Source organism: Streptomyces sp. NPDC048664 (genome assembly GCF_040650555.1).
Lineage (GTDB): Bacteria > Actinomycetota > Actinomycetes > Streptomycetales > Streptomycetaceae > Streptomyces.
Map to the genome: position 1 here is coordinate 215,454 of NZ_JBEZHK010000009.1, position 20,124 is coordinate 235,577.

21 protein-coding genes are annotated in these 20,124 nt (G+C 70.7%); 16 read left to right on the plus strand and 5 right to left on the minus strand.

Annotation, left to right across the window (positions count from 1 at the left end; genetic code table 11):
- The first annotated feature begins 26 nt into the window (after window positions 1-26).
- The gene (meaB, locus tag AB0C59_RS13085) at window positions 27-983 is read left to right on the plus strand and encodes a methylmalonyl Co-A mutase-associated GTPase MeaB (RefSeq protein WP_363003680.1); all 957 of its coding nucleotides are present in this window, start codon (window positions 27-29) and stop codon (window positions 981-983) included.
- A 406-nt stretch (window positions 984-1,389) separates the two neighbouring features.
- On the opposite strand, the gene AB0C59_RS13090 is transcribed toward meaB, so the two are convergent.
- The 4 genes from AB0C59_RS13090 to AB0C59_RS13105 all read right to left on the minus strand — a co-directional run bounded on the left by AB0C59_RS13090 (window position 1,390) and on the right by AB0C59_RS13105 (window position 4,035).
- Window positions 1,390-1,866, minus strand: coding sequence for a MarR family transcriptional regulator (locus AB0C59_RS13090; protein WP_363003682.1), 477 nt, complete (start codon window positions 1,864-1,866; stop codon window positions 1,390-1,392).
- Window positions 1,867-1,959: 93 nt separating this feature from the next.
- A complete protein-coding gene (locus AB0C59_RS13095) occupies window positions 1,960-2,754 on the minus strand; it encodes an AIM24 family protein (RefSeq protein WP_363003684.1) in 795 nt (264 codons plus the stop codon).
- Entirely contained in the window at window positions 2,751-3,401 is a 651-nt protein-coding gene (locus tag AB0C59_RS13100; protein WP_363003686.1) for an AIM24 family protein, read from the minus strand. The genes AB0C59_RS13095 and AB0C59_RS13100 overlap by 4 nt, the downstream gene beginning before the upstream one ends.
- A gap of 1 nt (window position 3,402) precedes the next feature.
- Entirely contained in the window at window positions 3,403-4,035 is a 633-nt protein-coding gene (locus AB0C59_RS13105; protein WP_363003761.1) for an AIM24 family protein, read from the minus strand.
- Between the two features lie 189 nt (window positions 4,036-4,224).
- On the opposite strand from AB0C59_RS13105, the gene AB0C59_RS13110 reads away from it, so the two are divergent.
- The 11 genes from AB0C59_RS13110 to AB0C59_RS13160 all read left to right on the plus strand — a co-directional run bounded on the left by AB0C59_RS13110 (window position 4,225) and on the right by AB0C59_RS13160 (window position 14,843).
- Window positions 4,225-4,569 carry a DUF3817 domain-containing protein gene (locus tag AB0C59_RS13110; protein WP_363003688.1) on the plus strand — a complete coding sequence of 115 codons (345 nt, stop codon included), beginning with the start codon at window positions 4,225-4,227 and terminating at the stop codon, window positions 4,567-4,569.
- Window positions 4,566-4,862, plus strand: a complete 297-nt coding sequence (locus AB0C59_RS13115) for an MTH1187 family thiamine-binding protein (protein WP_363003690.1) — start codon at window positions 4,566-4,568, stop codon at window positions 4,860-4,862. The genes AB0C59_RS13110 and AB0C59_RS13115 overlap by 4 nt, the downstream gene beginning before the upstream one ends.
- A gap of 244 nt (window positions 4,863-5,106) precedes the next feature.
- Window positions 5,107-5,505: a hypothetical protein gene (locus AB0C59_RS13120; RefSeq protein WP_363003692.1), complete on the plus strand. Its 399-nt coding sequence runs from the start codon at window positions 5,107-5,109 to the stop codon at window positions 5,503-5,505.
- Window positions 5,502-5,894, plus strand: a complete 393-nt coding sequence (locus tag AB0C59_RS13125) for a hypothetical protein (protein ID WP_363003694.1) — start codon at window positions 5,502-5,504, stop codon at window positions 5,892-5,894. Before AB0C59_RS13120 ends, AB0C59_RS13125 begins: the two co-directional genes overlap by 4 nt.
- Before the next feature lie 68 nt (window positions 5,895-5,962).
- Window positions 5,963-6,427: a hypothetical protein gene (locus AB0C59_RS13130; protein WP_363003696.1), complete on the plus strand. Its 465-nt coding sequence runs from the start codon at window positions 5,963-5,965 to the stop codon at window positions 6,425-6,427.
- A 139-nt stretch (window positions 6,428-6,566) separates the two neighbouring features.
- The gene (locus AB0C59_RS13135) at window positions 6,567-7,076 is read left to right on the plus strand and encodes a MarR family transcriptional regulator (RefSeq protein ID WP_363003698.1); all 510 of its coding nucleotides are present in this window, start codon (window positions 6,567-6,569) and stop codon (window positions 7,074-7,076) included.
- A gap of 77 nt (window positions 7,077-7,153) precedes the next feature.
- Window positions 7,154-7,492, plus strand: a complete 339-nt coding sequence (locus tag AB0C59_RS13140) for a DUF3817 domain-containing protein (RefSeq protein WP_363003699.1) — start codon at window positions 7,154-7,156, stop codon at window positions 7,490-7,492.
- A 75-nt stretch (window positions 7,493-7,567) separates the two neighbouring features.
- Window positions 7,568-9,268 (plus strand): methylmalonyl-CoA mutase family protein, encoded by a 1,701-nt coding sequence (locus tag AB0C59_RS13145; protein ID WP_363003701.1) that lies wholly within the window; start codon window positions 7,568-7,570, stop codon window positions 9,266-9,268.
- Window positions 9,269-9,776: 508 nt separating this feature from the next.
- A complete protein-coding gene (locus tag AB0C59_RS13150) occupies window positions 9,777-13,595 on the plus strand; it encodes a hypothetical protein (protein ID WP_363003703.1) in 3,819 nt (1,272 codons plus the stop codon).
- Window positions 13,583-14,008, plus strand: coding sequence for a DUF6086 family protein (locus AB0C59_RS13155; RefSeq protein WP_363003705.1), 426 nt, complete (start codon window positions 13,583-13,585; stop codon window positions 14,006-14,008). Before AB0C59_RS13150 ends, AB0C59_RS13155 begins: the two co-directional genes overlap by 13 nt.
- Window positions 14,009-14,111: 103 nt before the next feature.
- Window positions 14,112-14,843, plus strand: coding sequence for a hypothetical protein (locus AB0C59_RS13160; RefSeq protein WP_363003707.1), 732 nt, complete (start codon window positions 14,112-14,114; stop codon window positions 14,841-14,843).
- 22 nt (window positions 14,844-14,865) lie between these two features.
- Here the strand turns inward: AB0C59_RS13160 and AB0C59_RS13165 are convergent, their stop codons facing one another.
- On the minus strand, window positions 14,866-15,492 hold the full coding sequence (locus AB0C59_RS13165) for a TetR/AcrR family transcriptional regulator (RefSeq protein WP_363003709.1): 627 nt from the start codon (window positions 15,490-15,492) through the stop codon (window positions 14,866-14,868).
- A 289-nt stretch (window positions 15,493-15,781) separates the two neighbouring features.
- Between AB0C59_RS13165 and AB0C59_RS13170 the strand changes: the two genes are divergently transcribed.
- The 4 genes from AB0C59_RS13170 to AB0C59_RS13185 all read left to right on the plus strand — a co-directional run bounded on the left by AB0C59_RS13170 (window position 15,782) and on the right by AB0C59_RS13185 (window position 20,047).
- Window positions 15,782-16,759: a tetratricopeptide repeat protein gene (locus AB0C59_RS13170; RefSeq protein WP_363003711.1), complete on the plus strand. Its 978-nt coding sequence runs from the start codon at window positions 15,782-15,784 to the stop codon at window positions 16,757-16,759.
- Between the two features lie 621 nt (window positions 16,760-17,380).
- On the plus strand, window positions 17,381-18,028 hold the full coding sequence (locus tag AB0C59_RS13175; RefSeq protein WP_363003713.1) for a DUF6230 family protein: 648 nt from the start codon (window positions 17,381-17,383) through the stop codon (window positions 18,026-18,028).
- Between the two features lie 119 nt (window positions 18,029-18,147).
- Complete coding sequence (locus tag AB0C59_RS13180) at window positions 18,148-18,690, plus strand: DUF6114 domain-containing protein (protein WP_363003715.1); 543 nt, start codon at window positions 18,148-18,150, stop codon at window positions 18,688-18,690.
- On the plus strand, window positions 18,680-20,047 hold the full coding sequence (locus AB0C59_RS13185) for a hypothetical protein (RefSeq protein ID WP_363003717.1): 1,368 nt from the start codon (window positions 18,680-18,682) through the stop codon (window positions 20,045-20,047). The genes AB0C59_RS13180 and AB0C59_RS13185 overlap by 11 nt, the downstream gene beginning before the upstream one ends.
- Window positions 20,048-20,124 lie beyond the last annotated feature (77 nt).

A 20,124-nucleotide genomic window follows, 5' to 3' on the forward strand; every position in this document is an offset into this window, starting at 1 on the left:
CTCGTCCCCACCCGAACGGAGCTGTGATGCAGGACGTCTCCTCGCTGGTCGCCCAGGCCAGGGAAGGCCGGCCCCGGGCCGTGGCCCGGCTGATCTCGCTGGTCGAGGGGGCGTCCCCGCAGCTCAGGGAGGTCATGGCGACGCTCGCTCCGCTGACCGGCGGGGCGTACGTGGTGGGCCTGACGGGCTCGCCCGGCGTGGGCAAGTCCACGTCGACCTCGGCGCTCGTGAGCGCCTACCGCAAGCAGGGCAAGCGGGTCGGCGTCCTCGCCGTCGACCCGTCCTCGCCGTTCTCGGGCGGGGCCCTGCTCGGTGACCGGGTCCGGATGTCGGACCACGCGTCCGACCCGGGTGTGTACATCCGCTCGATGGCCACGCGCGGCCATCTGGGCGGCCTCGCCTGGGCCGCCCCGCAGGCGATCCGCGTGCTGGACGCGGCGGGCTGCGACGTGATCCTGGTGGAGACCGTGGGTGTCGGTCAGTCGGAGGTCGAGATCGCCTCCCAGGCCGACACCTCGGTGGTCCTGCTGGCCCCCGGGATGGGCGACGGCATCCAGGCCGCGAAGGCGGGCATCCTGGAGATCGGTGACGTCTACGTCGTCAACAAGGCCGACCGCGACGGGGCGGACGCGACCGCGCGCGAGCTGAACCACATGCTCGGGCTCGGCGAGTCCCGCGCCCCCGGGGACTGGCGCCCGCCCATCGTGAAGACGGTCGCGGCGCGCGGGGAGGGCGTGGACGAGGTGGTGGAGGCGCTGGAGAAGCACCGGGCGTGGATGGAGGAGCACGGGGTTCTCACGCAGCGCCGGCGGGCGCGGGCCGCGCACGAGGTGGAGACCATCGCGGTGACGGCTCTGCGGGAGCGCATCGGCGACCTGCATGGCGACAGCCGCCTCGGCGCGCTCGCGGAGCGGATCGTGTCGGGCCGGCTGGACCCGTACCGCGCGGCGGACGAACTGGTCGCGGAACTGACCCACGCGTGAGGGGGGCGCCGTCTTTTGCGCAGTTCCCCGCGCCCCTGATCAGGGGGCTTGCGGCGCGTTGTCGTGCGCGGGTGAGTCGTGGTTGCCCGCGCAGTTCCCCGCGCCCCCAAAAAAGCGCACGCTGATCCGCACTGGACCGCGGACCTCAGGCACCGCGAGGAACGGCGCGACCAGCCACGACCCACCGGCAGGGGACCATGCACCTCAACTCCCCCGATCAGGGGCGCGAGAAACGGCGCGAGCAACCACGACGCACCCGCACCGGACCGCGGACCTCAGGTGCCCTGATCAGGGGCGCGGGGAACGGCGCGAAACCCACGACGCACCCGCACCGGACCGCGGACCTCAAGTCCCCCGATCAGGGGCGCGGGGAACTGCGCGGAACGATCGGCCCCCGAGCGGAGCGCTACGGCTTGCCCCGCTGCCCCCTCAGATGCTCCGCGATCGGCAGCAGCGACTTCTCCAGGCGCTCCAGATCGTCGGGCGACAGCAGGTCGATGAAGTGGCGCCGCACCGAGGCGACATGGTGCGGCGCGACCTTCTGCATCGTCTCCAGCCCGTGCTCCGTGAGGACCGCGTACAGCCCCCGCCGGTCGGACTCGCAGTTCTCCCGCCGTACCAGGTCCGCGTTCTCCATCCGCGTGATCTGGTGCGAGAGCCGGCTCTTGGACTGAAGGGTCGCGGCCGCGAGGTCGCTCATGCGCATGCGCATGCCCTCCGACTCCGAGAGGTTCACGAGGATCTCGTAGTCGTTCATCGTCAGGCCGAACGGCTGCAGATCCTTCTCGAGCTGGTACGTCAACAGCCTGTTGACCTCCAGGTGGGTGCGCCAGGCGCACTGCTCCGCATCGGTCAGCCAGCGCGTGGCCGTCTCGGTCTCCATGAATGAAGTCTACCTAAAAGGTTGAAAGGCGTACTAGTGAGGGGTTGCGTGACTGTGCGCACACGTTCGATGTCACACTCCGCAGACTACCGCTCACAACCCGAAGCGACGCTGGAGGTCCCCCAGCTGTCCGGGAAGGCGCGGTGCCCCCGGCTGCGCCCCGTGGGGACCGGACGCCCCGCCGGCCGGCACCCCCGGCTCCTGCGGAACGGCTCCCGTGAGCTGCTCGGCCATCAGGGTCTCCGAGGACTGGAGCAGCACCGTGCCCGCCCCGACGAACTCGAACTGGTGCTCCTCCCCGGAGGCCCCGCCGAGCCCCGTCATCGCACGTAGACCGCCCCATACGCCGGTCAGGTACCCGTGGTCGTAGTGGTGGCACGGGGAGGGGCAGTCGGCCCAGCCGACCAGGGCCTGCGGGTCGACCCGGATGGGGGGCTCCATGAACACCACCGGGCCGTTGGACGCGGCCACGAACTTCCCGGTTCCGATCAGGGTCAGAAAGCCGGGGATGATCGACTGCTTCAGCGACAGACTTGGCTGAAAAGCGAGCAGATTGCCGGAGCGAATGGTCAGATTGCCCTCGTCCAGGTCATAGGAATTGACGTCGAAGGCCCGGTCCGCGAGCAGCATCTTGCCCGAGCCCTCCGCCACCACCCAGTCGGCGGCGTGCAGTGGCGAATGGAACGACGTCCGCACGATCCGGTCGAGGCGGCCGTGTCCGACGCCGTTGAACTCCATCGAGCCGTAGTAGGCGATCATCTTTCCCTTCTGCAGGAACCACCGGCTCCCCTTGAGCTCCACGCAGAAGGTGTACTTGTTCACGTTGTCGTCGCACGGCAGGGTCATCGGGTCGTGGACGACCGGGCCGCTGCCCGGGTAGGCGGTCACAGTTTCTCCTCCGAGGCCTGGACGTACACCGCTCCGCTGCCGGTCAGCTCCAGCTGGAACGCCTCGCCGGAACCGCGGCCCACCATGTCGCGCCAGCCGAGCGCCGTGGAGAGCTTGTTGCGCACGTCGCCGTGATGGGCGACATACGCCTGGGGGTCGACGTGCACCGGGTGCTGCGGGGTGATCGGCACCTCGAAGACCCCGCCGTGCGCCATCACGGCGACCGCGCCGTGCCCCGTGAGGGTGGTCGTGAACAGGCCCTGGCCCGTCACCTGGCCGCGGACCAGGCCCATGACGCCGCCCTGCGAACCCATGAACATCGTCCCCTGCTGGAGGGTGCCCTCGAAGGCGAGCAGGCGGTCCGCCTCGACGTACAGGGTGTCGCCGGTCAGCGCGATCACCTGGATGTGGTGGCCGCCGTGCCCGAACAGCACCGTGCCGCTGCCCTCGACGGTCATCAGCGGCGTCGCCTCGTTCGCCACGCGGCGCCCGATCATCGACATGACCCCGCCCTGGCCGCCCTGGACGTTGGGGGTGAAGGAGACGTCGCCCTTGTAGGCGAGCATCGCGCCCCGCTGGCTGAACAGCCGCTGCCCCGGCACGACCGTCGCCTCGATCATCTTCGAGTTCACCTCGCGGAAGGCCATGTCACACATCCCCCGCGATCGTGTTGCGCTCGCTCGGCTGCACGTACACCAGACCGTCCCCCTCGAAGCGGATCTGGAAGGCCTCGCCGCCGCCCTCGCCGAGGACGGTGCGGAAGGTCACACCCGACTGGAACGACTGCCGCAGGTCCCCCTGGTGCGCGATGTACGCCCCCGGGTCGACGGTCAGCGGGTACGAGGCGCTCACCCGCAGCACCACCGCCGGGCCGTCGGACATGATCGCCGCCTGCCCCCGGCCCTCCACGGTCGTGGTGAACAGGCCGTTGCCCTGCGAGGCGCCGCGCAGCCCGGTGAACGTCGTCCCCGTGCGCAGCCCGGCGTCGGTGGCGAGCAGATTGCTCGACTCGACGTACAGCTTGTCCCCCTCGAGGCGCACGAGGTTGATCTCACTGGCCCGGTCCGCGAACCAGCACGTCCCGTGCCCCTTCACCTCCATCACGGTCATCTGCTCACCGGTGAGCCGCCGGGTGACCATTCCCCGGAGCCCCTCACCGCCCCCGGTGAGCTTCTTGAAGGCCATCTGCCCGTCGTACGCGACCATGGAGCCGTTCTTCGCCTTCACGGCGTCCCCGGTCATGTCGACGGCCAGCACCTTGCTGCCTTGGAGTCGGAACATCGCCACGGGGCGAAGGTACGGCAGGGTGGGCGTGGCGGACAGGGCCGCGCGGCGGACACGCCCCGCGGGGAGCACCCCCGTGCCCCGTCCGCCCCGGGCCTGATGCCACAATGGGCGGGCGCTTGTGCGCGCGTTCACAAACCGGTGGACGTCAGCGAATCTCCCACCCGAACCACCCGAAGGTGCCCCGTGGACATAAAGACCGCCACCGCCCTGCGCCGGCTTCGCCTGATCTCGGCCCCCGAGGCCGTCTCCTTCCTGCTCCTGCTGATCTGCTCGGTCCTCAAGCGCACGACGGACTTCAACGCGGTGCCCGTCATGGGCATGATCCACGGGATCCTCTTCGTCCTGTACGTGGTCTTCTGGGCGGACGCCTGGAACCGCACCAAGTGGTCCCCGCGGACCGCCGCCCTCTACTTCGTGCTTTCCGTGCTGCCGACCGGCGGCTTCTTCGCGGAGCGGAAGCTGCGCCGCGAGGCCGAGAGCGCGGTCATCGCCGCGCGCGCCCGCAAGGAAGGCGTGGTGGGCGCGTGATCGTCGCCTTCTCCGTCACACCGCTGGGCGTCGGCGAGGACGTGGGGGAGTACGTCGCCGACGCGGTCAAGGTCGTCCGCGCGTCGGGCCTGCCGAACCGCACGGACGCCATGTTCACCTCCGTCGAGGGCGAGTGGGACGAGGTGATGGACGTCGTCAAGCGGGCCGTGGCGGCGGTCGAGGCACGCGCCCCGCGCGTGTCCCTGGTCCTGAAGGCGGACATCCGCCCGGCCGTGACCGACGGCCTCACCTCCAAGGTGGAGACGGTGGAGCGGCACCTGTCCGGCGGGTGAGCGTCGCCTTCCCGCCGAGGCGCGGAGATGCCCGGCGCCGCTGAAGTCCCTGCCCCGCACCACCACACCCAGCGGCTCCGCGTCCGGCACTTCCTGGAGCACCCCCCCACGCCGTACCTGGCGTGGACAGCAGCGGCATGCGGGCGACCTCGAACCCTTACCGCGACGGGCCGCCGTCACGTGGTGGCGTGCGAGAGGGCACAATGCACTCGACCGGACACAGGGGGACGGGGGTGGAGAGGTCATGCGGACCGGCCTGGAGCTGAAGGCGGACGGCGACGGCTTCGCGGCGCGGCTCAGCCCGCACGCGGCGGGAGCCCTCCGCGAGGCGCTGAGTTACGCGCAAGCCTCCTCGGACGCCTCCCTCGCGGTGCTGCTCGGCAGCGGCCGGGCCGTGGTCGAAGGGCTCCTGGAGCGGTTGCGGGGTCCGCACACGCAGCCGCTGGAGCTGCGGTGCACGCCCGAAGAGCTGCACACACTGCTCAGCGCGCTGACGCACGCGCCCACGCAGTTCGTCTCGCCCGACGGCCTTTTCTTCCAGGAGCCCTTCGCCATCCGGCTGGGCTTCTTCCGGGAGAACTTCGACGCCTTGGCGCGGGCCATCAGCAATGCCGTGTTCCACGCGTTCGAGGTGCGCTCATGAGGACGTACATCAGGCTGCGGCGCGACGCGCAGGACATCGTCGCGCGCGTCACCCCGTACCAGGCCGATGTCCTCCACCGGGTACTGACGCTGCTGGCCGGCCGCGACACCGCGCACACCGCCCTGGCCGTGCGGGTCGGCGCGGACCGGGAGGCGGTGAGCGGACTGGCCGCCCGGTTCGCCGGCGCGCACGACCGGTCCTTCGACATGCCGCTCACCGTGGCGGAACTGCACGTCTTGCACAGCGCGCTGACCGCCGCCCCGCTGCTGTGTGTGGAGAAGCCGGACCGCCTCTTCTCGGCACAGAGGTTCCACGAGCTGACGGGCAGCTACCGGGAACACTGCGACGAGCTGGCGCTCAGCCTCGCGCGGGAGGCCGCCAGCCTCTGAGGCGCCGTGCCGGAGCCAGCGGGCCCCACGGTCATTCCCGGGAACAACCGCGATCCCCGAGAGGACGCATGATCGAATTCTCCTTCGAGCCCCGAGCGGACGACGTGTCGTGGTCGCCGCGATGGCGGCCGGGAACGACAGAGCTGAACGGCTCGGACTTCTGCCTGAAGTACTTCAAGGCGGACCGGAGGCTCGTCATCCACGGCACGGATCTCAGCGTGCGTATCGCGGGTGAACCCGTTGTCGACTTCGCGCTGCTGCTGGACTACGCGACGCGCACCCTCGAGACCTCGACCGAGGTGACGGTCGAGGCCAGCCTGACCCAGCACAAGTACTCCCTGCGCAGGGACCGGGACAGCGTCACGCTGACGACCCAATGGCCGCAGGGCCGGGTCAGCCTCAGCTGGGACGAGCTACGGCACCTGACCGAGCAGGCGAAGAGTGACGCGGTACGGCTGATCACCACAGCCCACCCGGCACTGCGCGACAACCAGTGGCTGCGGCAGACGGTGGGGTCGCCCCCGATCGCCTAGCGGAGAGGCGCGGAGCCCTGCGGCACCCGTGCAGGGCCGGGGCGGGACAGCACAGCTGTCCCGCCCCTTCCCCTTTTCCGACCGACCGATGGGCGAGACAGGGCTGACCACCATATGACCGCCCGGTAAGGTCGAGCCCGTGCCCAAGCCGCTCAGTCTGTCCTTCGATCCCATCGCCCGCGCCGGTGAACACTGGGCGCAGCGCTGGGGTGCCGTGCCCTCCATGGCCGCCATCACCTCGATCATGCGGGCGCAGCAGATCCTGCTGGCCGAGGTGGACGCGGTCGTCAAACCGTACGGTCTGACGTTCGCGCGGTACGAGGCACTCGTTCTGCTGACGTTCTCCAAGGCGGGCGAGCTGCCCATGTCCAAGATCGGGGAGCGGCTGATGGTGCACCCGACCTCGGTCACCAACACCGTCGACCGCCTGGTGACGTCCGGCCTGGTCGCCAAGCGCCCCAACCCCAACGACGGCCGCGGCACCCTCGCCTCCATCACCGACAAGGGCCGCGAGGTCTGCGAGGCGGCCACCCGCGACCTCATGGCGATGGACTTCGGGCTCGGGGCGTACGACGCCGAGGAGTGCGCGGAGATCTTCGCCATGCTGCGCCCGCTGCGGGTCGCCGCCGGGGACTTCGACGCCGGGTGACGGGCCGGGTGGCGCCCGCGCCCGCGGCGCCGGGGGTGCGCGGTGATCGCCCGGAACCGGCGGTTACGCTCGGACCCATGAAAAAGAGCGTGCTGACCCGCTACCGCGTGATGGCCTACGTCACCGGTGTCCTGCTGGTCCTGCTGACCCTCGGCGTGATCGCCAAGTACGTGCTGGACATGAACGGCGCCGCCGACTTCACCCGCGTGATCGGTATCGCCCACGGCTGGCTGTACGTGATCTACCTGGTCCTCGCCTTCGACCTCGGCTCCAAGGCGAAATGGCCGGTCGGCAAGCAGCTGTGGGTCCTGCTGGCGGGCACGATCCCGACGGCCGCCTTCTTCGTGGAGCGCAAGGTCACCCGCGAGCTGGAGGCGCGCGTCGAGGGCGCCGCGCCGGTGGCGGCCGAAGCGTAGGTCACACCGCCGTACGACACTCGTACGGCGGTCACCCATCGACATTTACTTGGACGTCCTAGTAAATTCGAGGGTATGGACGCTCACGCCATCGAGGAAGGCCGCCGACGCTGGCAGGCCCGCTATGACGCCGCACGCACGCGTGAGGCCGACTTCACCACGCTCTCCGGGGATCCCGTGGAGCCGGTCTACGGCCCGAGGCCGGGGGACACCTACGAGGGCTTCGAGCGGATCGGCTGGCCGGGGGAGTACCCCTTCACCCGCGGCCTGTATCCGACCGGCTACCGGGGGCGGACCTGGACCATCCGGCAGTTCGCCGGGTTCGGCAACGCCGAGCAGACCAACGAGCGCTACAAGATGATCCTGGACGCCGGCGGCGGCGGCCTCAGCGTCGCCTTCGACATGCCCACGCTCATGGGTCGCGACTCCGACGAACCGCGCTCGCTCGGCGAGGTCGGGCACTGCGGGGTGGCGATCGACTCGGCCGCGGACATGGAGGTCCTGTTCAAGGACATCCCGCTCGGCGACGTCACCACCTCGATGACGATCAGCGGCCCGGCCGTCCCCGTCTTCTGCATGTACCTGGTCGCCGCCGAGCGGCAGGGCGTCGACCCGGGCGTGCTCAACGGCACGCTCCAGACCGACATCTTCAAGGAGTACATCGCCCAGAAGGAGTGGCTCTTCCAGCCGGAGCCGCATCTGCGCCTGATCGGCGACCTGATGGAGCACTGCGCGGCCGGCATCCCCGCCTACAAGCCGCTGTCCGTCTCCGGCTACCACATCCGCGAGGCGGGCGCGACGGCCGCGCAGGAGCTGGCCTACACGCTGGCGGACGGCTTCGGCTATGTGGAGCTGGGGCTCAGCCGCGGGCTCGACGTGGACGTCTTCGCGCCCGGCCTGTCGTTCTTCTTCGACGCGCACCTCGACTTCTTCGAGGAGATCGCCAAGTTCCGCGCGGCGCGCCGCATCTGGGCGCGCTGGCTGCGGGACGTGTACGGCGCGAAGACCGACAAGGCCCAGTGGCTGCGCTTCCACACGCAGACCGCCGGTGTCTCCCTGACCGCGCAGCAGCCGTACAACAACGTGGTGCGTACGGCGGTGGAGGCGCTGTCGGCGGTGCTCGGCGGCACCAACTCGCTGCACACCAACGCGCTGGACGAGACGCTGGCACTGCCCAGCGAGCAGGCGGCGGAGATCGCGCTGCGCACCCAGCAGGTGCTGATGGAGGAGACCGGCGTCGCCAACGTCGCCGACCCGCTGGGCGGTTCGTGGTACGTCGAGCAGCTGACGGACCGCATCGAGGCGGACGCCGAGAAGATCTTCGAGCAGATCAGGGAGCGGGGCCTCAGGGCCCACCCGGACGGGCGGCACCCCATCGGCCCGATGACCTCCGGCATCCTGCGCGGCATCGAGGACGGCTGGTTCACGGGCGAGATCGCGGAGTCGGCCTTCCGCTTCCAGCAGTCGCTGGAGAAGGGCGACAAGAGGGTCGTCGGAGTGAACGTGGCCACCGGTTCGGTGACCGGGGACCTGGAGATCCTGCGGGTGAGCCACGAGGTGGAGCGGGAGCAGGTCCGGGTGCTCGCGGCGCGCAAGGCCGCGCGGGACGAGGCCGCGGTGCGTTCCGCGCTCGACGGGATGCTGGCCGCCGCCCGCGACGGCTCCAACATGATCGGGCCGATGCTGGACGCGGTGCGCGCGGAGGCGACGCTCGGGGAGATCTGCGGGGTGCTGCGGGACGAGTGGGGGGTGTACACGGAGCCCGCCGGCTTCTGACGGAGGTTCACACACGTGCGGTCCACCGGCCCTTCGGGGCGGTGGACCGCACGTTTGCGTATGTGATGTCGCTCTCATGGTCACCCTGTGTGAGAGATGTGGTGAAGGCGTGGAGAGGGGGCGGGAGTTGGCTCCGCTCGGTAAACACGCGGGTGGCGCGGTGCGCCTGGGCCACGCCGCCCCTTCCGTGCCGTGACCCCTGGTAACCGGCGAAGGTAAAGGCCACTTGAAGGGCAGGTCAACGGTATGCCTATGGTGTCTGCGGCATCCGGCGGGACCTGACCAGTCCGCTGCGTCGCGACGCCGATCTCGCAGGCACGCTCGGGGGAGTGCCACCTATCCGCATGCAATGCGCCGGTCCTGGTCGCCGTGTGTCCACTCCCCTTGGTGTGCCGTCTCCGTCACCACTCCCAAGGGGGAAGCAGTGCGCATATCAACGCGGTTGGGCAGACCGCCGCGCGGAACGCGAAGACTGCGGCAACGCTTCACGGCTGCGACCGTCCTCGCGGTGTCGACCTCCGTCGTCGCGGGCCTGATCTCGGCCTCTCCCGTGTCCGCCGCACCGCGGGCCGACGAACCGGACACCGGCTTCTACCGCAACAGCGTCGGCGAGCAGATCCGGCTGGACCGCTGCACCGCGGGTGTCGCCCTGCACATCGGCGGCCCGGCCATGAAGGCCAAGGCGATCGAGGGCCTGACCGGCACCGACGCCCAGCTTCAGGCGGTCATCGGAACTCCGGCCAGCTACTACGCCCAGATGGGCGACGCGATGGTCACCGACCGGGATTCCGCGTCGGACTACCTCAAGAACTCGCGGGCACGCAAGGACGCCCTCGAAGCCGCGAACAAGGTCTACGCCCAGTCGTCCTTCAGCGACGACATCACCCTCCACGCGCCGGAGTTCGACAAGTCCATCACCGACTTCACGCTCGGTGCGCGCCGTGAACTCCTCAACCAGTTCGGGCAGGACGGCCACGTCGTCCCCGGCAAGGCCGTCATCGACAAGGCCGCGGCGCTCGCCGAGACGAACAGGGGCAAGGACTCCTGGAACGACCAGGCGTTCGACGACATGCTCAAGGACGCGGGCAAGTCGGACTACCGCGCGACGACAGCCAGCGACCTCGCCTACTACCTGCGCCATGGTGACTACCCCGCCACGGCCCCCGAAGCGGGCAGCGCCGAGTTCCGTGTGGAGGTCGAGGCACTCAAGGGCGCCTTCGGCGCCTGCGACAGCCTCAACCCGGTCGACGCCCGCCGGGTCATGAACCAGGTCGTGCTGACCGCGGGCGCGGAGTGGGAGCAGGAGTACGCCTCCCAGGCCACCCAGCGCGCCACGATCATCAAGGCCGAGTCCGCCGCGTCCAAGGCGGCCGTCGACTCCACCGACGCCATGATCGACTCTGTCGGGCAGGCGTGGCTCGCCGAGCAGATCCTGCTGTGGCAGAAGTACTGGGCCGACAAGCCGGCCAACGACATCCTGCGCCCGGCCAAGAGCGTCTTCGACAAGGCCGGAAAGGACCTGACGAAGGCCCGCACCAACGCCGCCGCGGCCGCCGACAAGGCGGTCAAGCTGGCGGCCGCCGCGAAGACCGCCGCCACGGGCGCGGACACCGCGCAGAACGACGCCTACAAGACCGCCGACTCCCGGCACGAGCCGCGCGGTCGCGGTCTGCTGTACGCGCAGCAGTCCGTCCAGGTGGCAAAGGCGTCCGCCGCCGCGGCCGAGGCGACCTCCCAGGCCGCTCAGGCGGCCTCCAACGCGGCCAAGGCCACCGCGAAGGACACGGCCACCCTGCTCAAGCTGGCGCAGACCAAGGCGCACGCGGTGAACACCGAGTTCCGCCGGGTCGCCGCCGAGGAGGCCGCGCGGCAGGCGAAGAGCGCCGCGGACTCCGCCGAGGCCTATGCCGCCAAGGCCGCCGCGAACGCGACCACGGCGAAGAACGCGCAGAAGACCGCCACCGACCAGAAGGAGATCGCCCGCCAGCAGGCCGACAACGCGGCGGCGAAGGCGGCCACCGCGGAGGTCGAGCGGGCCAACGCCGCCGCCTACCGTGCCACCGCGGCCTCCGAACGGTCGAAGGCCGACGCCTCCGAGCGCAAGGCCCAGGACTTCAAGAACGCGGCGAGCAGTGCGCGCGGCGACGCCGACAGCGCGGCGGGTACCGCGTCCGACAAGCGGATCGCCGCCGAACAGGCCGAGGCGGACGCCGAGTACGCCCGTGACAAGGCGTACGAGGCGGAGCGGCAGAAGAAGGCCTACGAGGCCCGGGCCGCCGCCCTGGAGTCGGCCGCCGCGGCCGCTCAGGGCACGGCCGCCGCCGGGGACGCCAGGAAGGCCGCCACCGACGCCCGCACCGCCGCCGACCAGGCCGCCACCGACGCCGCCGGCGCTCGGGCCGCCGCCGACGACGCGACGACCGCGGCCACGAACGCGCGGGCCGCCGCGACCATGGCGCAGTCGAGCGCGGCCAAGTCCCGCAAGGCCGCGGACGGCGCCTGGGACGCCTACTGGGGCGCGTTCAGCGCGGCGCAGACCGCGCACGCCGCCGCCGCGGACGCGATCGACGCGTCCAAGCAGGCGGCCGCCAACGCCCGGAAGGCCGGCGAGGAGGCCGCGAAGGCCAAGGAGCAGGCGAAGGTCGCACACGACAACGCCGCCGTCGCGCACGACGAGGCGCTCAAGACGGCGACGTCCGCGGCCGAGACGGTGGGCCAGGCGTACGCGACCACGCAGGCGGCGCTCGCCGCCCGCGACGCGGCGGACAAGGCGCGGGCGCCGGCGACCACGGCGATCTCCACGGGTACGCCGTACCAGGAGACCGACTCCGCCGCCGCGTTCGCGGTCCTGTCCGGCCAGCAGGCACTGACCTTCGCGGAGCAGCAGGCCAAGGCGGCCGAGGCCAAGTCGGCCGAGGCGCAGCGCATGGCCAAGGACGCGCAGGCCCTCGCCGACAAGGCGGGCAAGGACGACAAGGCCGCGGCCACGGCGTCGGCGCAGGCGGCCAAGGACGCCTCCCGCGCCGCGACCGCCTTCAAGAACGCGCAGGCCTCGGCACAGGAGGCGCGCACCGCGGCCGACGCGGCGACCAAGCTGGCCACCGAGGCCGACGGCTACGCGGTCAAGGCCGGTGGCAGTGCCGTGAACGCGACGCTGTCCGCGAACAGCGCCGAAGCCGAGGCCGCCGCGGCGGACAACGAGGCCACCGAGGCGGAGCGAAGCGCCGCCGGCGCCCGTCAGGCGGCCAAGGACGCGACGGACGAGGCGGACGCGGCCGACTTCTCGGCCCGCCTCGCGGCGAGCGACGCCGACGGTGCGCAGGACGCCGCCGACAACGCGAACCAGGCGGCCGGAGACGCGCAGAAGGCCGCCGCCCGAGCGGAGGAGGAGGAGCGCAAGCGGCTCGAGGAGGAGCGCCGCCAGGCCATGCAGTCCGGTGACACGGGTGCCACCGGGGTCGACGGGAAGCTGAGCGCGGACGACCGTGCCCTGCTGCTGAAGAGCTGCGGTCAGGCGTGCGTGGACAAGTGGGACCAGGCCAGTGCCGCCGCCACCGCGTCCGTCATCGACTGGATCAAGGACAACGGCGCCAACGTCCTTCTCGAGGTCATCGGCGTCAACGACGCCAAGCGCTGCTTCGGCTCGGGCGACGTCGAGAGCTGCCTGTGGACCCTGGTCAACGCGGCCAGCCTGGTGGCGGTGGTCGGCAAGCTCCCGGCCGTGGCCAAGGCGATCGCGCTGGTCGGCTCGAAGATCGGCAAGTTCTTCGAGGAGGCGCAGTGGGGCAAGCGCGTCCTGGGCCATCTGCGGGAGGTCGTCGCGGCGGCGAAGCGGGAGCCGGACCGGGGCTCGATCCCGATCGGCAAGTCCAGCAACCCCTGTTCGCACGCGGGCGCCGAAGGCTGCAAGAACATCACCTTCCCCTACAAGGGGAGGGACAAGCTCGGCTCCGACGGCAAATACCACCTGAGGGAGGGCGACGCCGAGGTCAAGATCGACAACCCGGCGAACTTCGGTGACACCGTCGGTGACATCGACCTCGTCAAGGACGGTGTCCTGTGGGAGAACAAGACGGCCACGGCCGTTAAGCTCACCGACGAGCAGATGAGGAAGTGGGTGGACCGGCACCTCGGCAAGAAGATCGACAGCTATCGTCGGGCCCGTCCCTACCTCAAGGGATACGAAGGTGCGCCGATCGGCATCCGGTTCGAGGACCCTGCCATCAACACCATCAACCCGGGCATGAAGGCCATCGCGGAAGCGCGCATCAAGGAGCTTCGCGCGGCCAACCCCGATCTCGACATCCGATTCTGGTGGCCGAATTGAGTTACATCTTCACCGTACGCGACAGCGATGAGAACGTATGGGAACCCGCTCTGGCCGTGGGCCAGTTGTTCATGGGGGCGGTGGACGCCCTCAGTTCCCGGATCCTCAAGCTGCCGAGCGGACTCGACGACGTCTCCGGCGACTGGGTGCTGATCGACGTCGCCCAGTACGGGGCGTTCGTCGAAGCCGCTCTCAAGAGGCGGGTCGCCATCAGCCACACGGAGTTCATGTCCCTGCTGGACGGAGTGCTCCCCGTGATGATCATGCTGGCCGACAAATGCGGAGCCGGTGTCGTCGCGGACACTCCGGCGCAGCGCGGCTATCTGGAGTGGGCACGGGACGAGGACAGAGTCCTGCACGGGCACCTCGTGGAACAACGCGACGGCAGCGTCTACTTCTGGGGTCTCGACTGACCTCGTGACACGCGGACCCTGCCGCGGTGCCCTACCCTCCGGCCGGGGCGCGGGGATGCGACGCGTCCCCGCGCCCCGGCCGGTCATTCCGTACGAGGGAGACATGAGAACAACCGTGAAGACGAGGGCCCTCCTCGCCGGCGCCGTCCTGCTCGCCACCGCGGCGTGCGGCAGCGGCTCGGGGACCGGCCACGACAAGGGCGGGAACGAGGGGAGCGCCGCCTCCTCCCCGGCGGGCCACGGCCCGGACGGCCGCCCCGGAACCGGCGGAGCCCCGGCCGACAGGACCGGCAAGCGGCTCGAGGGGGCCGTCGTGGAGGGAACGGTCGCCGGATACAAGGTGGACAAGCCGGCCGCGCGGGACATCCCGCCGGGAGGCGGGTACGAGGTGGACCGCGAGGAGTGCGCGCCCCTCGGCGCGCTGATCGGCGGCCACCTGCCCGGGAAGCCGACCGGGGAGGTGTACCGCACCCTCAAGCCGGCCGACCCCAAGAACGCGACCATCGGGAACCTGTGGCTCTCCGCCTACGGCGGCGACGGCGGCGACCGGGCGGTCGCCGCCGTCGACACCGCCGTCGACGCGTGCAAGGGCTCCTTCAGGACCGCGGGACTGACCTATCACTCGGTCGAGCGCATCGGGTCGGCGGAGTCGGGGGCGGCGGCCTTCCGGGTGACCGGTGACGTGGGCAAGCAGCGGATCGTCATGAACTACCGGGTGGTGCGCTCCGGGGCCGTCGTCGCGAGCTTCTACGGGGTGAACATGCTGCATCCCAAGGACGGGTCGATTCCCGACGCCGTGGTGGACGCGCAGCTCCAGCGGCTCCGCAAGGGCTGATCGCCGAGGCCTGGCGGATGGCTCAGGGGTTCTGCCCCGCGCCCGCCAGGCCCAGCAGCAGGACCCGGGTGAAGTTGCGTACCCACTCCTCGTCGGCGGGGTGGGCGCTCACCAGGGTGCGGTGGACGACCGCTCCGGCCACCATGTCGAAGATCAGGTCGGTGGTGCGCGCCGAGCCCTCCGGGTCCTCCTCGGGGGGCAGCTCGCCGCGTGCCGTCGCGCGCGCCCGGCCCTCCAGCACCAGTCGCTTCTGCCGCTCCACGATCGAGGCGCGGATGCGCTCGCGCAGGGCGTCGTCCCGGGTCGCCTCGGCCACGACCGCCATCAGCCCGCTCTTGGCCTCCGGGCGGTCCAGGATCGCCGCGAGTTGCAGGACCACGCCCTCGATGTCGGCGGCCAGGGTGCCCCGGTCGGGCAGTTCGAGTTCGTCGAAGAGCTCGGCCACCGCGTCCACCACCAGCTCGTTCTTGCCCGCCCAGCGGCGGTAGAGGGTCGTCTTCGCGACCCCCGCGCGGGTCGCGACGTCCCCCAGGGTGAGCTTCGACCAGCCGAGTTCCACCAGGGCCTGCCGTGTCGCCTCCAGGATCGCGGCGTCGGCGGCGGCGCTGCGGGGGCGACCCGTGCGGGGGGCGGGAGTGCGGCTTTGCATGTCGATGACCATATCCGGCCGCGATTGCGGCCATTTCTGGACGTCCTGTGAAGTGGTGAGGGAGATCACCGGGGTACCGGCCACGGAGAGCGCCTCGGACAGTTACGCTACGACTCGTAGCGAAAGCGTGGGTGCCGAACACTGTGTCACACCCGCCTGAGCGATGACCATGTGCGCCGAGTGGGGACTGGGCGCGAACACCGCCGGCCCCGGCCGGCCACCACGATGCTTCTCACGGCGCTTCGACAGCGCTTTTCACAGCGGCCCGCGGAAGGGGGAGGATGTACTCATGCAGCCACGGAACATGTCCATGAGCGGAGTCGTCGACCTCGCCGCGGTGAAGGCGGCCCAAGAGGCCAAGGCGAAGGCGGAGCAGGCGCGCGCCGAAGCGGCCCGCCAGGGCGGCGGGACCGGAGCGGTCTCCCCGGCCGACCTCGTGATCGACGTCGACGAGGCCGGGTTCGAGCGCGATGTCCTGCAGCGGTCCACCGAGGTGCCCGTCGTCATCGACTTCTGGGCCGAGTGGTGCCAGCCCTGCAAGCAGCTGAGCCCCGTCCTGGAGCGACTGGCGACCGAGTACGGCGGCCGCTTCGTGCTCGCCAAGATCGACGTCGACGCCAACCAGATGCTGATGCAGCAGTTCGGCGTCCAGGGGATCCCGGCCGTCTTCGCCGTCGTCGCGGGCCAGGCCCTGCCGCTCTTCCAGGGTGCCGCGCCCGAGCAGCAGATCCGCGAGACCCTCGACCAGCTCGTCCAGGTGGCCGAGCAGCGCTTCGGCCTGACCGGCCTGGCCGTCGACCCCGACGCGGAGCCGGGCGGCGCCGACGAGGCCCCCCAGGCCCCGGCGGGCCCGCACGACGCGCTGCTGGAGGCGGCGGTGCGCGCCCTGGACGCGGGCGACATGGGCGGCGCGATCCAGGCGTACCGCAACGTGCTCGGCGAGGACCCGGGCAACATGGAGGCGAAGCTGGGCCTCGCGCAGGCCGAACTCCTCCAGCGGGTGGGCGCCATGGACGCGCAGCAGGTCCGCAAGGACGCCGCCGACAAGCCGGACGACGCGGCGGCGCAGATCGCCGCGGCGGACCTGGACCTGGTGGGCGGGCACGTCGAGGACGCGTTCGGCCGGCTGGTCGACGCCGTGCGCCGCACGGCGGGGGAGGACCGGGACGCCGCGCGGCTGCGGTTGCTGGAACTCTTCGAGGTCGTCGGCGCCGAGGACCCGCGGGTGACGGCGGCCCGCCGGGCGCTCGCCAGGGCGCTGTTCTGACCTGTTCCTAAACGCCCGGTGCTGTGATGCCCGGGTGAAGAATTCGCTGACAGGGACACATGGCGGCCACGCTTTACCAAATCTTGATAATCGTGGCCGCTGTTACTCCGAGTAAGCCGCGTCCGATGTTCTGACGGCTTCTGTCCCTTCTTCAACCGTTTCGCGATCTCCCTTTGCGCCACGAAGAGTTGCCGGTCGACGCCGGGCCGTCGTGGCGTGGTTATCCGCCCGTTACCAGCGAGTAACGAACCCCCTTGCGGGGGCGGCGAGAATGCACCACGATCGGCCACGCTCGGTCCATCGCCGTACCCGGCAGCCATCCGGGGTCATCGGGTCTTCATGGGTCCCCACCGAGCAGGAGCCGGCGGCAGTGGCGCCGGTTCCTGGGCAGGGGGGTCTCCGCCTCGGCGGAGCCTGTCCGGCAGGTTGTGCGTGATGTGTGTCAGGCGCGACCAGTGGTTGTCGCTCGGGGGTGATCGCCGGTGGTTCGGGCGCGGTTCGTGCCTGCGAGTACAGGCGCTCCCCTTCCGAGGACGTAGCACTTCTCCCATCCCTGCCCGGCTGAGCCGCCGCCCGGGGGCAAGTCAGGGCCAGGAGATGTACGTCCGAGAAGGAGGAAATATGGAGTCCCAGGTGCGTGGCGGGACCAGATGGAAGCGGTTCGCTGTGGTCATGGTGCCCAGCGTCGCCGCCACGGCAGCGATAGGCGTGGCCCTGGCTCAGGGTGCTCTCGCTGCCTCGTTCAGCGTTTCGGGTCAAGAGTTCAAGGTGACGGCGGATTCCCTCACCGGGCAGGGCTTCTCGCAGTACGGCGCGGTCGACTCGGGTTACGACCTCGGCGGCAAGCAGATGGCACACCCTGTCGCGGTCTCGGCCTTCAAGTCGGCGCAGATCACGAAGATGTGCCAGTCGGTCGTCACCAAGGTGCCGTTCATCGGCGATGTCACGCTTCGTCTTGACGCGGGCCCCGACAGCAAGCACCAGGTCGAGGCCGAGAACCTGTACATCGACGTCGACACCCTCGACGCCAATGCCACGTTCCACGACATGAACATCGGTGTCGCGGGCAAGGACCTGCAGTATCAGAAGATGAGCCCCGGTGACCTCCAGGGCTCGACTCCGAAGGCCAACCCGTATGGGTTCGCCCAGGAGGCGTCGTCCGCCGAGCTGACCAACGTGAAGCAGAAGGCGTGGGCCACCACCGCCGGTACGTTCAAGCTCAGCGGTCTGCACATGGCCCTCAACATGGGCAACAACGAGTGCTACTAAGCACTCGTTGACGGGCGGGGGGAGCCGGTGGCCTCCCCCGCCCGTCCCTGCTACGGCCGTGTCTTCACATGCGGCACACATCACCACCACAGCAATGCCGCACCAGGGAGCTGTTTTCCATGAGCGCCGAGACTCCTGCCGCCGCACCCGGTCAGTTCGCGAGCCGAAAGCGGCAGTTCCGTGCCTGGCGGGGCACGAGGCCGTTCTGGGCCGGCCTGTTGGTCCTGCTCAGCGGTATCCCGATCATCTACTTCCCCTACGGGAACCTTCACCTGGGTCACCTGACGCTCGCGATGGGCACCCCGGCCGGCGCGAGTTCCCTGATCATCGGTGCGCTGCTCGTCGTCCTCGGCATCAGCCTCTGGTTCCAGAAGCACGTGCGCGTCTTCGCGGGCGTGGCGGCGATCCTGCTGGGGCTGGTGTCCATCCCGATGGCCAACATGGGCGGCTTCGTCGTGGGCTTCCTGCTCGCTCTCGTCGGCGGGGCGATGGCGGTGTCCTGGGCACCCGGCGCGGAGCCGCAGCCGGAGTCCGCCGCCGAGGCCGCACCGGCTACGGCAGGTGCCCCCGTGGGCCGGGACGGGAACGGGACGGCCGAGTTCAACGACCTGTCAGGAACGAGCCTCACCAAAGAGGCGAACGGGAGGCACAGTGCCGGCTGACGAGGTGACCCGCGGGACGGACGTGGACGCGTCCCGTGCGAGGACCGGGCCGCGTCACGCGGCGCCGAGGAAGCCGCTGTTCACCAGGTTCCACGTGCCGGCCGGCAAGGCCATGGCGCTGGCCGCGATGCCCACCGCGGTGTTCATCGGGATGGGGGTCAACTCCACCCTCGCGCGTGCGGACGACCATCCGGCGGCCAAGAGCCTGACGGCTGACGAATACCAGAAGTGCGTGGAGGCGCTCCAGGGCTCCAAGGACCCGTCCGCCACGCCGAGCGCGTCCGCGTCGACGTCCGACTCGCCGTCCCCGGCGGCCTCGCCGTCGGCGGACAAGGCCGGGAAGGACGACAAGGCCGGAACGGACAAGGCCGGCAAGGACGGCACGTCCTCGGACGCGACGTCGCACGACTCCTCGGACAGCACCGCGTCGTCGGGTTCAGGTCCCGACGACAAGGCCGCCCCCGAGCCGTCCGCGTCCACGTCCTCGACCGGCACCCCCGCGCCGTCGTCCTCCTCGTCGCCGGGCGGCGGAGGCCTGCTGGACGGCATCGGGAAGGCGATCACCGGTGTCCTGACCGGCGGTTCCGGCGACTCCACGGGGGCCGGCTCGTCCGCGAGCGCCACCCCCGCGCCGTCGGCCTCGCCGTCCGGCAGCAAGGACGTGGCCAAGGACAAGGCCGCCGACGCCGCCAAGGACGCGTCCTCCACCGTCAAGGACGCGGCCAAGAAGGCCGCCGACACGGTGGGCAGGACCGCGAAGGACACCACGGACACGGCCACGAAGGCGGCCTCGGACGCCACCAAGGCCGCGGACGACGCCGCGAAGGCGGCCGAGTCCGCCACCCCGAGCCCGTCGGCGAGCTCCAGCGGGACTCCGGAGGGCTGTCCCGCGGCGATCGACGACGAGGGCGGCGTGGAGCCCATCGTGGCCCTGCCCGACTCGCCGTGGCGCCTGGAGGCCAGCTCGCTGAAGCTCGTGGGCGCGGACTACAAGGGCGTCGTGAAGGTGCGCACCGCGAACGGCACCGTCAAGAGGGTCCTCAAGTACGTGATCTCCAACGGCACCGAGATCGGCGACCTGCACCAGCTCGTCGACGGTCCGAACGGCGTGACGTACCACGTCCAGGGCGCCAAGGGCTCGAAGTCGATCATCGACGGCGGCAAGACGGTGATGTACACCGAGAGCATCTCCGGCAACCTGCTCGGTCTGATCCCGCTGACGTTCGACCCGGACCACCCGCCGCCGCTGAACATCCCGCTGATCTACTTCACCCACGTGAAGGTCATCCAGGCGGGCCAGTTCGGCGGGAACCTGCACATCCCCGGTATGCGCCAGTACTCCACCGGCGGGAACTGACCGCCGCACAGACCCTTCCGGGAGCCGCACAACGAGCTGTGGCCCGGTCCCGCTTCCCGCGGGGCCGGGCCACAGCT